General features: G+C 52.7%; 12 protein-coding genes. 8 read left to right on the plus strand and 4 right to left on the minus strand.

Features of this window, described 5'->3' with window-relative positions:
• The first annotated feature begins 124 nt into the window (after nt 1-124).
• Together IM291_RS00435 and IM291_RS00440 are read left to right on the plus strand one after the other, a co-directional pair.
• Nucleotides 125-1273: an MFS transporter gene (locus IM291_RS00435; protein ID WP_045261768.1), complete on the plus strand. Its 1149-nt coding sequence runs from the start codon at nt 125-127 to the stop codon at nt 1271-1273.
• A gap of 123 nt (nt 1274-1396) precedes the next feature.
• The gene (locus IM291_RS00440; RefSeq protein WP_192985899.1) at nt 1397-1927 is read left to right on the plus strand and encodes an anti-virulence regulator CigR family protein; all 531 of its coding nucleotides are present in this window, start codon (nt 1397-1399) and stop codon (nt 1925-1927) included.
• Between the two features lie 36 nt (nt 1928-1963).
• Here IM291_RS00440 and pflA read toward each other — a convergent pair whose 3' ends face one another.
• The 4 genes from pflA to ycaO all read right to left on the minus strand — a co-directional run bounded on the left by pflA (nt 1964) and on the right by ycaO (nt 8266).
• On the minus strand, nt 1964-2704 hold the full coding sequence (gene pflA / locus IM291_RS00445) for a pyruvate formate lyase 1-activating protein (RefSeq protein ID WP_028012563.1): 741 nt from the start codon (nt 2702-2704) through the stop codon (nt 1964-1966).
• Nucleotides 2705-2907: 203 nt separating this feature from the next.
• Nucleotides 2908-5190 (minus strand): formate C-acetyltransferase, encoded by a 2283-nt coding sequence (gene pflB, locus IM291_RS00450; protein WP_023338210.1) that lies wholly within the window; start codon nt 5188-5190, stop codon nt 2908-2910.
• Between the two features lie 51 nt (nt 5191-5241).
• Entirely contained in the window at nt 5242-6099 is an 858-nt protein-coding gene (gene focA / locus IM291_RS00455; protein ID WP_028012564.1) for a formate transporter FocA, read from the minus strand.
• Between the two features lie 406 nt (nt 6100-6505).
• The gene (ycaO, locus tag IM291_RS00460; RefSeq protein WP_049136587.1) at nt 6506-8266 is read right to left on the minus strand and encodes a 30S ribosomal protein S12 methylthiotransferase accessory factor YcaO; all 1761 of its coding nucleotides are present in this window, start codon (nt 8264-8266) and stop codon (nt 6506-6508) included.
• A 127-nt stretch (nt 8267-8393) separates the two neighbouring features.
• On the opposite strand from ycaO, the gene IM291_RS00465 reads away from it, so the two are divergent.
• The 6 genes from IM291_RS00465 (at nt 8394) to ihfB (ending at nt 14802) form a co-directional block, all read left to right on the plus strand.
• On the plus strand, nt 8394-9086 hold the full coding sequence (locus IM291_RS00465; protein ID WP_028012566.1) for a DUF421 domain-containing protein: 693 nt from the start codon (nt 8394-8396) through the stop codon (nt 9084-9086).
• Between the two features lie 162 nt (nt 9087-9248).
• On the plus strand, nt 9249-10337 hold the full coding sequence (serC, locus tag IM291_RS00470) for a 3-phosphoserine/phosphohydroxythreonine transaminase (protein ID WP_192985900.1): 1089 nt from the start codon (nt 9249-9251) through the stop codon (nt 10335-10337).
• A gap of 69 nt (nt 10338-10406) precedes the next feature.
• Nucleotides 10407-11690 (plus strand): 3-phosphoshikimate 1-carboxyvinyltransferase, encoded by a 1284-nt coding sequence (aroA, locus tag IM291_RS00475; protein WP_192970860.1) that lies wholly within the window; start codon nt 10407-10409, stop codon nt 11688-11690.
• 185 nt (nt 11691-11875) lie between these two features.
• Complete coding sequence (gene cmk / locus IM291_RS00480; protein ID WP_013097305.1) at nt 11876-12559, plus strand: (d)CMP kinase; 684 nt, start codon at nt 11876-11878, stop codon at nt 12557-12559.
• Between the two features lie 111 nt (nt 12560-12670).
• Entirely contained in the window at nt 12671-14344 is a 1674-nt protein-coding gene (gene rpsA / locus IM291_RS00485) for a 30S ribosomal protein S1 (protein WP_008499966.1), read from the plus strand.
• Between the two features lie 170 nt (nt 14345-14514).
• Nucleotides 14515-14802: an integration host factor subunit beta gene (ihfB, locus tag IM291_RS00490; RefSeq protein WP_008499965.1), complete on the plus strand. Its 288-nt coding sequence runs from the start codon at nt 14515-14517 to the stop codon at nt 14800-14802.
• Nucleotides 14803-14833 lie beyond the last annotated feature (31 nt).

The raw sequence follows: 14833 nt of genomic DNA on the forward strand, positions 1-14833 counted from the left end.
CAGGATAAGTTTTTTAAATCGACAGGGAACATATTGTGCGAGCCGGCTAAATCTGTGGATTGACTTTGTTTTTGCCAGTGGCATGATGCGCACGAAATCTGAACTTCCTCACGGTTTTTAATCCATGACCACCTATACCCGGCCAGTGCTCCTGTTGCTCTGTGGCCTGCTTCTGTTGACCCTGGCGATCGCCGTGTTAAACACGCTCGTCCCGCTGTGGCTCGCCCATGAAAACTTACCTACCTGGCAGGTGGGTATGGTCAGCTCGTCCTTTTTCACCGGGAACCTGTTGGGCACATTATTAACCGGTAGCCTGATTAAGCGTTTTGGCTTTAATCGCAGCTATTATCTGGCCTCGCTGATTTTCGCTGCCGGGTGCGCCGGTCTGGGTCTGATGGTGGGCTTCTGGAGCTGGATGGCATGGCGCTTTATCGCCGGCGTCGGCTGCGCGATGATTTGGGTGGTGGTTGAAAGCGCGCTGATGTGTAGCGGTACCTCCCGCAACCGCGGACGTCTGCTGGCGGCCTATATGATGGTTTACTACGTCGGTACCGTTCTGGGTCAACTGATGGTCAGCAAACTGCCAACCGACCTGATGAGCGTACTGCCGTGGGTAACCGGCATGGTGCTGGCCGCGATCCTGCCGCTGCTCTTTACGCGCATTGTTAACCAGAACAGCGAACATCAGGAAGCGACCCACGTCTGGCCGATGTTGAGACTCCGTCAGGCGCGTCTGGGCGTAAACGGCTGCATTATTTCGGGAATTGTACTGGGCTCGCTCTATGGCCTGATGCCGCTCTACCTGAATCATCAGGGCGTCAGCGATTCCGGAATTGGTTTCTGGATGGCGGTGATGGTCAGTGCGGGTATTGTGGGGCAATGGCCGATTGGCCGCCTGGCGGACCGTTTTGGTCGTCTGCTGGTGCTGCGCGTTCAGGTCTTCGTGGTGATCATGGGATGCCTTGCGATGCTCAGCAACGCCGCGATGGCGCCTGCACTGTTTATTCTCGGGGCCGCAGGATTCACGCTTTACCCGGTCGCGATGGCGTGGGCCTGTGAGAAAGTCGAGCATCACCAGCTGGTGGCAATGAACCAGGCGCTGTTACTGAGCTATACCATCGGCAGTTTATTAGGGCCGACGTTTACCGCGATGCTGATGCAGAATTACTCGGACAATTTGCTGTTTATCATGATTGCCAGCGTGTCGTTTATTTATCTCCTGATGCTGCTGCGCAAAGCGGGCGAGCATCCAACCCCTGTGGCGCACGCCTGATTAAACAAAAGCCTGTCGATGACAGGCTTTTTTGTCTCTGTCACATCTCAGAATTTTACTTATTGTTTGTTTATTGCGCCGGACGATAATTCAGGTGAGTCCTACCACAATAAGGCAGCAATCATGTCTATTCGTCGTTTTTCCACTACCGCACTGGCCGTAGTGTTGTCTTTAACGTTTGCAACGGCTCCGGTCATGGCTAACCCAGGAAACGGGAATGGCAATGGTCACGGAAACGGGGGCGGACAGGGTAACAGCGGCAATCATGGTAACGGGAATTCTGGTAATTCCGGTAACCATGGTAATAAGCAAAATAGCGGAAAGGAAAACCCTGGAAAATCGGATAAGAGCTTCAAAAACAGCAAAGATTTCGGTAATGACGTCGACGCTCGCGTGAGCTTCGATCATGCCCGCCACCTGGCCCTGAATTATGGCTTAACGGGCTATGAGTCTCTGCCTCCGGGGATTGCGAAAAACCTCGCACGCGGTAAACCGCTTCCTCCGGGCATTGCGAAGAAGACTGTGCCAGCCTCTATGCTCGGCCAGCTTCCTTCCTACCCGGGCTATGAATGGCGCGTGGTCGGGGACGACCTGGTCTTAATTGCGCTGAGTACGGCAATTGTGACCTCCGTAATTAACGGCGTCTTTAAATAGAACATAAAAAGGCCCGGTGTTTACCGGGCCTTCTCTTTAATACATGACCTTGTGGCCATACTGCTCAAGAATACCTTTCACGCGTTCCATCGTCTCTTTTTTCGGCGGCTTCACGCCATCAAGCTTGTACTCTTCGCCCATCGCCACCCATTTATGTTTACCCAGTTCGTGATAGGGCAGAAGCTCAATTTTCTCGACGTTGCCCATGTCGCGGGTAAATTCACCCAGGCGATGCGCGGAGTCATCGTCATCTGACCAGCCGGGAACAACAACGTAGCGAATCCAGGTTTTGATGCCCTTGTCGGCAATGTACTTGGCAAACTCCAGCGTACGGTGGTTAGAAACGCCAACCAGATTCTGGTGGATCTCATCGTTCATCTGTTTGAGATCGAGCATCACCAGATCGGTCACGTCGAGCAGTTCATCAATGACCGGATCGTAGCGGCGCACAAAGCCGTTGGTGTCGAGACAGGTATGAATGCCTTCTTTATGGCAGGCGCGGAACCAGTCGCGGACAAACTCAGCCTGAAGAATAGCTTCACCGCCGGACGCGGTCACGCCACCGCCGGATGCGTTCATAAAGTGGCGGTAGGTCACCACCTCTTTCATCAGATCTTCCACGGTGACTTCTTTACCGCCGTGCGTGTCCCAGGTGTCGCGGTTATGGCAGTACAGGCAGCGCATCAGGCAGCCCTGGAAAAAGGTAATAAAGCGGATCCCCGGGCCATCGACGGTGCCACAGGATTCAAAGGAGTGAATGCGACCAATAGTTGACATTGCGGTGATATCTCCGAATTTGGCCCATCCGGGGGCCTGTGTAGTTGCACAGCTCAAAGGCTATGTCGAGTCTGTTTTGGCTGTTATCCATAAAGTATAGATAGCGGACAAAAGAGACTGGTGAAGCGAGGGTGTTAAAAAGGCCCCACTTGCGTGGAGCCTTTATTGTACGCTTTTTAACGCGTGATTTCAGTCAATTCCACTTACATGGACTGAGTGAAAGTACGGGTAATAACGTCCTGCTGCTGTTCTTTCGTCAGGGAGTTAAAACGTACTGCGTAGCCAGATACGCGGATGGTCAGCTGAGGATATTTCTCAGGATGTTCCATCGCGTCGAGCAGCATTTCACGGTTCATTACGTTCACGTTCAGGTGCTGACCACCTTCGATGGACGCTTCGTGGTGGAAGTAACCATCCATCAGACCCGCGAGGTTAGTTTTACGCACTTCGTCGTCTTTACCCAGCGCGTTTGGCACGATAGAGAAGGTGTAAGAGATACCATCTTTCGCGTAAGCAAACGGCAGTTTAGCAACGGAGGTCAGAGATGCTACAGCACCTTTCTGGTCACGACCGTGCATTGGGTTAGCACCTGGGCCAAATGGCGCGCCAGCACGACGACCGTCTGGGGTGTTACCGGTTTTCTTACCATACACAACGTTAGAGGTGATGGTCAGAACAGACTGAGTCGGGATAGCGTTACGGTAGGTAGTGAGTTTCTGAATTTTCTTCATGAAACGTTCTACCAGGTCAACCGCCATGTCATCAACGCGAGCGTCGTTGTTACCAAACTGCGGGTATTCGCCTTCGATTTCGAAGTCTACGGCCAGGCCGTCTTCGTCACGAATTGGTTTAACTTTCGCGTATTTGATTGCAGAAAGGGAGTCAGCCGCAACGGACAGACCTGCGATACCACACGCCATGGTGCGGATAACGTCACGGTCGTGCAGCGCCATCAGAGAGGCTTCGTAGCTGTACTTGTCGTGCATGTAGTGGATAACGTTCAGCGCGGTCACGTACTGCTTAGCCAGCCAGTCCATGAAGTGGTCCATGCGCTCCATGACTTCGTCATAGTTCAGCACGTCGCCTTTGATTGGCTCAGACTTAGGACCAACCTGCATTTTCAGTTTTTCATCAACGCCGCCGTTGATAGCGTACAGCATGGTTTTCGCCAGGTTTGCACGCGCACCGAAGAACTGCATTTGTTTACCAACAACCATTGGGCTCACGCAGCAAGCGATAGCGTAGTCGTCGTTGTTGAAGTCCGGACGCATCAGGTCATCGTTCTCGTACTGCAGAGAAGAGGTGTCGATGGACACTTTAGCGGCGAATTTCTTGAAGTTCAGAGGCAGTTTTTCAGACCACAGAACGGTGATGTTTGGCTCCGGAGAAGGACCCATGGTGTACAGGGTGTTCAGGAAGCGGAAGCTGTTTTTGGTAACCAGCGTACGGCCGTCAACGCCCATACCGCCGATAGATTCGGTTGCCCAGATTGGGTCACCAGAGAACAGTTCATCATATTCTGGGGTACGCAGGAAGCGAACCATACGCAGTTTCATGACCAGGTGGTCAATCATTTCCTGAGCGTCTTGCTCGGTGATTTTGCCTGCTTTCAGGTCACGTTCGATGTACGCATCCAGGAAGGTGGATACGCGGCCGAAGGACATTGCTGCACCGTTCTGAGACTTAACAGCGGCCAGGTAGCCGAAGTAGGTCCACTGGATAGCTTCCTGAGCGTTGGTCGCAGGACCAGAGATATCGCAGCCGTATTTAGCCGCCATCTCTTTGATCTGACCCAGCGCGCGGTGCTGTTCAGCAATTTCTTCACGCAGACGGATAGTCGCTTCCAGGTTTACGCCGTTTTCCAGGTCAGACTGCAGGGAAACGAACTGCGCGTATTTGTCTTTCATCAGGAAGTCGATACCGTACAGCGCAACGCGACGGTAGTCACCGATGATACGGCCACGGCCATAGGCATCTGGCAGACCGGTCAGAACGCCAGATTTACGGCAGTTCAGAATGTCTTTGGTATAAACATCGAATACGCCCTGGTTATGGGTTTTGCGGTATTCGGTGAAGATTTTTTTCAGCATTGGGTCCAGCTCGCGGTTATACGCTTTGCAGGAACCTTCAACCATTTTGATACCACCGAACGGGATGATGGCGCGTTTCAGTGGTGCTTCAGTCTGCAGACCAACAATTTTCTCAAGGGCTTTGTTGATGTAGCCAGCATCGTGAGAAGTGATGGTGGATGCAACGGAGGTGTCAAAATCAACTGGCGCGTGAGTGCGGTTTTCCAGTTTAACGCCTTCCATTACGCTGTCCCACAGCTTGGTGGTCGCGTCAGTTGCGCCAGCCAGGAAGGATTCGTCACCTTCATACGGGGTATAGTTTTTCTGAATGAAGTCACGGACGTTGACTTCATTCTGCCAGTCACCTTTCGCAAAACCTTCCCAGGCTGTGGCTAACTTTTCATTAAGCTCGGACATGTAACACCTACCTTCTTAAGTGGATTTTTTATTTACTGCCTGAGACAACCATTAATGATGGTCGCCGCCACGCAGGTAAATGACCCAGTATGTCAACCCAACTAACAGACCCCCACCGATAATGTTCCCGATAGTGACGGGGATCAGGTTATCAGTAATGAAATTCATAATAGTCAGGTGAGAGAAACTTTCCGGGGATGAACCAACTGCGGTCCAGAACTCCGGGCTTGCAAAGTTGCGGATAACAATCCCCATCGGGATCATGAACATATTCGCAATACTGTGCTCGAAGCCGCTGGCAACAAACATCGCAACCGGCAGAACCATAATCATGGCTTTATCCATCAGGCTACGGCCAGAGTAGCTCATCCAGACCGCCAGGCAGACCATCAGGTTTGCGAGGATGCCGAGAGCAACGGCTTCGATAAATGTGTGATGCATTTTGTGGTCAGCGGTTTGCAGGACATTAAGCCCCCAGCCACCGTTGGCGGTCATATACTCGCCAGAGAGCCACATCAACAGAACAAAGAGCAGACAGCCAATCAGGTTACCAACGTAGACGTTAAGCCAGTTGCGCGCCAGTTGACCCCAGGTAATTCTTCCGCTGGCTTTCGCCACAACAATCAGCACCGTTGAGGTGAAGAGGTCGGCGCCGCAAATGACGCAGAGAATCAGACCCAGTGAGAAGCAAATGCCGCCAATCAGTTTGGCCATGCCGAAAGGCATTCCGGCAGTACCGGTGGTGGCGGTGATGTAGAAGACGAAAGCGATAGAGATGAACACACCAGCGGTGATCGCCAGATAGAACGTCTTCATCGGGTGTTTCGTTGCTTTATAGACACCCGCTTCTTCGGCAACTTTTGCCATCGCGGCGGGGAGTAAAAGATCAAAAGGGTTGTCAGCTTTCACACTAACTCTCTCTTTATTAAGTCGGCGACGAGATACTAACAAAGCATTATAGAAGAGAAATTGATATAGATCATATCTCGCCTGGCTTATAGGCCCGCAGTATGTATGGTTTTACAACAAATGCGGAGTAAGTATTTGATTATCCGTATAAAAATAAATTTTAAAAGTTATGAAAAGAGTTGAATTTTTTCGTTCGGCCCCCTTCGAAACAGTTAATTAATATGGAGTATTTACCATAAAAAGTAACAATAAAGCCCAGGCAAATATTATTATATTTACCCGTGTTTAACTTTATTATTACAATCAACAATCATTGCCGAAGAGAATAAAAAACGGGGCAATGAAATTGCCCCGTAATATAGCCCAGACGATTGAATACGCCTACTGCCGTTAATGTTATATGCGTTTATTTTGACCAGTAAGCGGCTTTTGCTTTCTGCAGTTTTTCATAGGCCTTCAGCAGAGACTGATGCGCCGGGAAGGCTTTCAGATCGCTGTCAACCGCCTGCAGACCGTAGAACGGCTCTTCACCGCTCAGCGCCGCGCTGGCGGCTTCAACCGCTTCAGCACCGTACATACGTACAAAAGCGTTCAGGTACTGCAGTGGCTCGCGATCGTCTTCCTGTGCAAGCAGCAGCAGGGTTTGCAGGCAGCGGTAATAGTTGGTGCGCTCGGCGGAGAAGACCGACTGGTTAAACTCCATGGTCCATTCTGTCCAGGCCAGAGCCTGATCCAGATCGCCGCCCGCGAGGGCCAGCATCGCTTTCAGTTCACCGATGCGCAGCGTGTACCAGCCGTTGTCTTTCCCGGTCGCCAGACCCAGCAACTCGCGCACGCGGGTAAAGTCATCGTGGCCTTCATCGTCTAGCTGGGCTATCAGGTTGAGATAATCTTCTTTTTCCCACTCGCTGCCCGGCAGGGAGAGTAGGGTTTCACGCAGGTGCGCGCCCATGCTGTTGTTTGCGAGCCACAGATCTTCCGCCGGGTAGATATCGGACATGCCAGGTACGATGATGCGGCACGCGTAAACGCCCAGGTGTTCGTAGTCGGCAATGTAGACTTCCTGATCTTCGGCGTCGAAGATTGCCATCAATGTAGCGAACTCTTCTTCGGTGGTACCGGCAAAGCTCCAGTCCACGAACGGATAGTCCGCGTCCTGCTTGAACATATCCCAGGAGATCAAACCGCTGGAGTCGATGAAGTGGGTTTCGAGGTTGGTGTGCTCGGCCACTTCTTCATCGTCAAACGTTGGCGGGGTGAATACGTCGAGATCTTTCAGGCTACGGCCCTGCAGCAGCTCGGTCACGGTTCGCTCCAGCGCCACGCCGAAGTCAGGATGCGCGCCGAAGGAGGCGAAGCAGGTTCCGTTAGTCGGGTTAAACAGCACGACGCAGATAACCGGATATTTACCGCCCAGCGAGCCGTCATACGCAAAGATTGGGAAACCTTCGGCTTCCAGTTTGGCGATGGATTCCACCACGCCCGGGTAGCGCGCCAGCACGTCTGCCGGAATTTCAGGCAGGCTGATGGATTCGGCAATAATGCGGTTTTTGATATGACGCTCGAAGACTTCAGAGAGACCCTGCACGCGCGCTTCATTGCGGGTGTTACCGGCGGACATACCGTTAGACACATACAGGTTGCCGACGATGTTCATCGGGATATAGACGGTCTGCTCGTCAGACTGACGGGTGAACGGCAGGGCGCAGATCCCACGCTCTTCATTCCCAGACTGCAGATCGATCAGCATGCTGGCGGTCAGTTCGTTTTCCGGATCGTAGAAGGCACGCAGACGGCCATCCAGAATGCCTTCCGGCAGTTCATCGTCTTCGGTCAGCGGGAACCATTTTTCGTTCGGATAGTGAACGAACGGACCGTTGGCGATGGTTTCACCCAGCCAGAAGTCAGCGAAGAAATAGTTGGTGGACAGACGCTCAAAATACTCACCCAGCGCAGAGGCCAGTGCCGCTTTTTTCGTCGCACCTTTACCGTTGGTAAAGCAGAGCGCGCAGTCTTTGTCGCGAATGTGCACGGACCAGACGTGAGGCACCGGATTGAGCCAGGAGGCTTCTTCGATGTTAAAGCCCAGGTCGGTCAGTTTCTGCTGGAAGCGAGCGATGGAATCTTCCAGAGCGGCGTCTTTGCCGGGGATAAACGTTTGAGTCATGGCGTTCACTTTTATCGTACGTAAAGCGCGCAATGATACGGGTTTTGCGTGACGGGTGCTATCTCCGGCGAAAATAAATGGCTGGGCTATGCTTAGTAGCAGTAACTGACTGTTAAGGCATAGAAAAATGAAAGCATTTGATCTCCAGCGGATGGCGTTTGATAAAGTTCCACCTGAATTTCTGGGCGAAGTGGCGCTGCGCAGCCTGTATACCTTCGTACTCGTCTTCCTGTTTCTCAAAATTACCGGCCGTCGTGGCGTTCGTCAGATGTCGCTGTTTGAAGTGCTGATCATCCTGACGCTGGGCTCGGCGGCGGGGGATGTTGCCTTCTATGACGACGTGCCGATGGTGCCGGTGTTTATCGTTTTTGTTTCCCTCGCCTTGCTTTACCGGCTGGTGATGTGGCTAATGTCGAAAAGTGAAAAGCTGGAAGATCTGCTTGAAGGGAAGCCGGTCGTTATCGTCGAGGACGGTCAGCTGGCCTGGGAAAATGTGCAAAGCGCCAATATGACCGAGTTTGAGTTCTTCATGGAGCTGCGCCTGAATAGCGTTGAACAGCTCGGACAGGTGCGGCTGGCGATCATGGAAACCAATGGGCAAATCAGCGTCTATTACTATGCTGATGACGACGTTAAGCCCGGCCTGTGTATCCTGCCGGATATGTTAGTAGAACGGTTCAGGGTGATACCTGAAACCGGGGAGTATGCATGTATAAAATGTAGTCATGTTGTGGGGATGCATGCGGGCGATCATCAATTATGCCCTCGTTGTGCAAATCCGGAATGGACAAAGGTTAGCCGGGCTAAACGCCTCGTCTGACAGCGATTTTGTCGGTTTTGTGACGACGAGGCGGCAGATTGTTTTGTGTGACGAAGGGCACATTTCCCCGGTCATAAGTTTTAGACATTGCGGCGCGTGTCACTGAATGATAAAACCGATATCCACAGTTATAACTTATGGCTTTTAGCGTGGTGAGGGGAAATGGCTCAAGTTTTTAATTTCAGTTCAGGTCCGGCAATGTTACCGGCAGACGTGCTCAAACAGGCTCAACAGGAGCTGTGTGACTGGAACGGTCTGGGTACGTCGGTGATGGAAATCAGCCACCGGGGTAAAGAGTTTATTCAGGTGGCGGAAGAGGCAGAAAAGGATTTTCGCGATCTGCTGAACATTCCCTCGAACTACAAAGTATTGTTCTGTCACGGCGGTGGACGCGGCCAGTTTGCTGGCGTACCCCTGAATATCCTGGGCGACAAAACGACGGCTGACTACGTTGACGCGGGTTACTGGGCGGCAAGCGCCGTAAAAGAAGCGCACAAATACTGCACGCCGAACGTTATTGACGCCAAAGTGACCGTTGACGGTCTGCGCGCCGTGAAGCCGATGAGCGAGTGGCAGCTGTCTGACAACGCCGCGTATCTCCACTACTGCCCGAACGAAACCATCGACGGCATCGCCATTCACGAAGAGCCAGACTTTGGCGACAATGTCATTGTGACGGCGGACCTCTCTTCAACCATTCTGTCCACTCCGCTGGACGTCAGCCGCTACGGCGTCATTTACGCAGGTGCTCAGAAAAACATCGGTCCTGCTGGGCTGACTATTGTCATCGTTCGTGAAGACCTGCTGGGGAAAGCCCATAAGTCCTGCCCGTCGATTCTCGATTACACCGTCCTGAATGACAACGACTCCATGTTCAACACCCCACCTACGTTTGCCTGGTATCTCTCCGGCCTGGTCTTCAAATGGCTGAAGCAAAACGGCGGTGTGGCGCAGATGGACAAGATCAATCAGCAGAAAGCCGAACTGCTGTACGGCACGATCGACAAGAGCGATTTCTACCGTAACGATGTGGCGAAAGCGAACCGTTCCCGCATGAACGTACCGTTCCAGCTGGCAGACAGCAGCCTGGACAGCGTGTTCCTGGAAGAGTCGTTCGCGGCGGGTCTGCACGCGCTGAAAGGCCATCGTGTGGTGGGCGGGATGCGTGCTTCCATTTATAACGCCATGCCGCTGGAAGGCGTTAAGGCCCTGACCGATTTCATGATCGACTTCGAACGTCGTCACGGTTAATTTGCTGTTTTTCACCCCCGCAGCGTCCCTGCGGGGTTTTTATTATGTTGAGTTGAGAGTTTAGTTTTCATGGAATCCCTGACGTTACAACCTATCGCGCGGGTAGATGGCACCATCAATCTGCCTGGTTCAAAAAGTGTCTCGAACCGCGCTCTGCTGCTGGCAGCTCTGGCAAACGGCACCACCGTCCTCACCAACCTGCTGGACAGCGATGACGTGCGCCATATGCTCAATGCGCTGAAAGCGTTGGGCGTTCATTACACACTCTCTGACGATCGTACCCGCTGCGAAGTGACCGGCAACGGCGGCGCGCTGCAGGCGAGTGACGAGCTTGAGCTGTTTCTGGGTAACGCGGGTACCGCGATGCGTCCGCTGGCGGCAGCCCTGTGCCTCGGGAGCAATAACATCGTGCTGACCGGCGAGCCGCGCATGAAGGAACGTCCGATCGGCCATCTGGTAGATGCCCTGCGTCAGGGCGGCGCGCAGATTGAGTATCTGGAGCAGGAAAATTACCCGCCACTGCGTCTGCGCGGGGGCTTTACCGGCGGTACCGTCGAGGTTGACGGCAGCGTCTCCAGCCAGTTCCTGACGGCGCTGCTGATGACCGCGCCGCTGGCCCCGCAGGATACGGTTATCACGATTAAAGGTGAGCTGGTCTCCAAACCGTATATTGATATTACGCTGCATCTGATGAAAACCTTCGGCGTTGAGGTTGAAAACCAGTCTTATCAGCGTTTCGTGGTTCGCGGCGCGCAGAAGTACCAGTCGCCGGGCAACTACCTGGTTGAAGGCGATGCTTCATCCGCATCCTATTTCCTTGCCGCTGGCGCGATTAAAGGCGGTACGGTAAAAGTGACCGGCATTGGCCGCAACAGCGTGCAGGGCGATATTCGTTTTGCTGACGTGCTGGAAAAAATGGGCGCGGTTGTCACCTGGGGGGATGATTTCATCTCCTGTACCCACGGTGAGCTGAACGCCATCGACATGGACATGAACCATATCCCGGATGCGGCGATGACCATTGCCACGGCGGCGCTGTTTGCCAAAGGCACCACCACGCTGCGCAACATTTATAACTGGCGCGTAAAAGAGACGGACCGCCTGTTCGCGATGGCAACCGAGCTGCGTAAAGTTGGCGCTGAGGTAGAAGAGGGCGAAGATTACATTCGCGTTACCCCTCCGGCAAAACTGCAGTTTGCTGAAATCGGGACCTATAACGATCACCGTATGGCGATGTGTTTCTCGCTGGTGGCGCTGTCCGATACCCCTGTGACCATTCTCGATCCGAAATGTACGGCGAAAACCTTCCCGGACTATTTCGAACAGCTGGCGCGCATTAGCACCCTGGCATGATGAAGTCTTGCCGCATCACCTGATGCGGCATTTCCTTACGCTTCCTGACGATCTTTCCCGCTCATTTCTTCTACACTCTGCTTCTATCATTCCGTAATTTGCACGCAAAGGTAACAGTTGCGCACGTTGGCGCGTATAATGCGCGGCGTTCATGTTAACGGTATGCCTTATTTAAGGAGAAAAAGATGACGGCAGTTGCCCCGGTAATCACCATTGATGGGCCGAGTGGCGCAGGGAAAGGTACTCTGTGCAAAGCGATGGCGGAAGCATTGCAATGGCATCTTTTAGATTCGGGAGCAATCTATCGCGTGCTGGCGCTGGCTGCGCTGCATCATCACGTGGATGTCGCCTCTGAAGAAGCGCTGGTACCGCTGGCTGCGCATCTGGATGTGCGTTTTGTTTCTACCGATGGCAACCTGGAAGTGATCCTGGAAGGGGAAGACGTGAGCGGCGAGATCCGTACGCAGGAAGTCGCTAATGCGGCCTCCCAGGTGGCGGCTTTCCCACGCGTTCGTGAGGCGCTGCTGCGTCGCCAGCGAGCGTTTCGTGAAGCCCCGGGTCTGATCGCTGATGGACGCGACATGGGAACCGTGGTCTTCCCTGATGCGCCAGTAAAAATCTTCCTTGACGCCTCTTCGGAAGAACGTGCTCAACGCCGTATGCTTCAGTTGCAGGAAAAGGGGTTTAGTGTTAACTTTGATCGCCTTTTATCCGAGATAAAAGAGCGCGATGACCGCGATCGTAACCGCGCCGTCGCACCGCTTGTTCCTGCAGAAGATGCATTAGTTCTGGATTCAACCAGTTTAACTATTGAGCAAGTGATTGAAAAAGCGCTACAATATGCGCGCCAAAAACTGGCACTCGCGTAATCGCGACCGATTTAGCAGTACCCCCGCTGCAATGGATTGACGGCGGGTATGTGAAACAACCCCATCCGGCACGGAGCCAGGTGGACGTTAATATTAACCTGAAGATTAAACATGACTGAATCTTTTGCTCAACTGTTTGAAGAATCCTTAAAAGAAATCGAAACCCGTCCGGGTTCCATCGTTCGCGGTGTTGTTGTTGCTATCGATAAAGACGTAGTACTGGTTGACGCCGGTCTGAAATCTGAGTCCGCCATTCCGGCTGAGCAGTTCAAAAACGCCCAGGGCGAGCTGGAAATCCAGGTTGGTGACGAAGTTGACGTTGCTCTGGACGCAGTAGAAGACGGCTTCGGCGAAACCCTGCTGTCTCGTGAGAAAGCTAAACGTCACGAAGCATGGATCACGCTGGAGAAAGCTTACGAAGAAGCTGAAACTGTGGTCGGTGTTATCAACGGCAAAGTTAAAGGTGGCTTCACTGTTGAGCTGAATGGTATTCGTGCGTTCCTGCCAGGTTCACTGGTAGACGTTCGTCCAGTCCGTGACACCCTGCACCTCGAAGGCAAAGAGCTTGAGTTCAAAGTAATCAAGCTGGACCAGAAGCGTAACAACGTTGTTGTTTCCCGTCGTGCCGTTATCGAATCCGAAAACAGCGCAGAACGCGATCAGCTGCTGGAAAACCTGCAGGAAGGCATGGAAGTCAAAGGTATCGTTAAGAACCTCACTGACTACGGCGCATTCGTTGACCTGGGCGGCGTTGATGGCCTGCTGCACATCACCGACATGGCGTGGAAACGCGTTAAGCACCCAAGCGAAATCGTGAACGTGGGCGACGAAATCACTGTTAAAGTGCTGAAGTTCGACCGCGAGCGTACTCGTGTATCCCTCGGCCTGAAACAGCTGGGCGAAGATCCATGGGTAGCTATCGCTAAGCGTTACCCAGAAGGTACTAAACTGACTGGTCGCGTAACCAACCTGACCGACTACGGCTGCTTCGTTGAAATCGAAGAAGGCGTTGAAGGCCTGGTGCACGTTTCCGAAATGGACTGGACCAACAAAAACATCCACCCATCCAAAGTTGTTAACGTTGGTGATGTAGTGGAAGTGATGGTTCTGGATATCGACGAAGAACGTCGTCGTATCTCCCTGGGCCTGAAGCAGTGCAAAAACAACCCATGGCAGCAGTTCGCGGAAACCCACAACAAGGGCGACCGTGTTGAAGGTAAAATCAAGTCTATCACTGACTTCGGTATCTTCATCGGCCTGGACGGCGGCATCGATGGCCTGGTTCACCTGTCTGACATCTCCTGGAACGTTGCAGGCGAAGAAGCAGTTCGTGAATACAAAAAAGGCGACGAAATCGCTGCAGTTGTTCTGCAGGTTGACGCAGAGCGTGAGCGTATCTCCCTGGGCGTTAAACAGCTCGCAGAAGATCCGTTCAACAACTGGGTTGCACTGAACAAGAAAGGCGCAATCGTAAACGGTAAAGTGACTGCAGTTGACGCTAAAGGCGCAACCGTAGAACTGGCTGACGGCGTTGAAGGTTACCTGCGCGCTTCTGAAGCTTCACGTGACCGCGTTGAAGATGCCACTCTGGTTCTGAACGTAGGCGACGACGTTGAAGCTAAGTTCACCGGTGTTGACCGTAAGAACCGTGCAATCAGCCTGTCTGTACGTGCTAAAGACGAAGCTGATGAGAAAGATGCAATCGCAACTGTTAACAAACAGGAAGATGCAAACTTCTCTAACAACGCAATGGCTGAAGCTTTCAAAGCAGCTAAAGGCGAGTAATATCAGGTTCTCAGCATCATTTGAGCTGTAACGCATTTACAGCGCGAAGGATGATGAGCAGACTTGACAGATTGCAGGATTCGTCCTGTAATCAATAACAAAGGGCGGCTACGGCCGCCCTTGTTTAATGAGCTGTTCAGCTAATTGGTTTGAAAGGAACCGGAGGAATCATGACCAAGTCAGAATTGATTGAAAGACTTGCCAGTCAGCAACCGCATATCCCTGCCAAGGCAGTGGAAGATGCCGTAAAAGAGATGCTGGAGCATATGGCCTCCACTCTTGCCCAGGGCGAGCGCATTGAAATCCGCGGTTTCGGTAGTTTTTCTCTGCACTATCGTGCTCCACGTACCGGGCGTAACCCGAAAACTGGTGATAAAGTCGAGCTGGAAGGGAAGTACGTTCCACACTTTAAGCCGGGTAAAGAACTGCGCGATCGCGCCAATATTTACGGCAACTGAGTTTAGCCAGCCGGTTAAACTGGGTTCGAAA

Origin of the sequence: Enterobacter cloacae complex sp. P27C (genome assembly GCF_014895705.1) — a bacterium.
Lineage (GTDB): Bacteria > Pseudomonadota > Gammaproteobacteria > Enterobacterales > Enterobacteriaceae > Enterobacter > Enterobacter bugandensis.

Bases quoted from the DNA above. Each gene is read 5' to 3' on its own strand.
- rpsA (WP_008499966.1), top strand. From the start codon at position 12,671: ATGACTGAATCTTTTGCTCAACTGTTTGAAGAATCCTTAAAAGAAATC.
- pflB (WP_023338210.1), bottom strand. From the start codon at position 5,190: ATGTCCGAGCTTAATGAAAAGTTAGCCACAGCCTGGGAAGGTTTTGCG.
- ycaO (WP_049136587.1), bottom strand. From the start codon at position 8,266: ATGACTCAAACGTTTATCCCCGGCAAAGACGCCGCTCTGGAAGATTCC.
- aroA (WP_192970860.1), top strand. From the start codon at position 10,407: ATGGAATCCCTGACGTTACAACCTATCGCGCGGGTAGATGGCACCATC.
- serC (WP_192985900.1), top strand. From the start codon at position 9,249: ATGGCTCAAGTTTTTAATTTCAGTTCAGGTCCGGCAATGTTACCGGCA.
- pflA (WP_028012563.1), bottom strand. From the start codon at position 2,704: ATGTCAACTATTGGTCGCATTCACTCCTTTGAATCCTGTGGCACCGTC.
- IM291_RS00465 (WP_028012566.1), top strand. From the start codon at position 8,394: ATGAAAGCATTTGATCTCCAGCGGATGGCGTTTGATAAAGTTCCACCT.
- ihfB (WP_008499965.1), top strand. From the start codon at position 14,515: ATGACCAAGTCAGAATTGATTGAAAGACTTGCCAGTCAGCAACCGCAT.
- IM291_RS00435 (WP_045261768.1), top strand. From the start codon at position 125: ATGACCACCTATACCCGGCCAGTGCTCCTGTTGCTCTGTGGCCTGCTT.
- cmk (WP_013097305.1), top strand. From the start codon at position 11,876: ATGACGGCAGTTGCCCCGGTAATCACCATTGATGGGCCGAGTGGCGCA.
- IM291_RS00440 (WP_192985899.1), top strand. From the start codon at position 1,397: ATGTCTATTCGTCGTTTTTCCACTACCGCACTGGCCGTAGTGTTGTCT.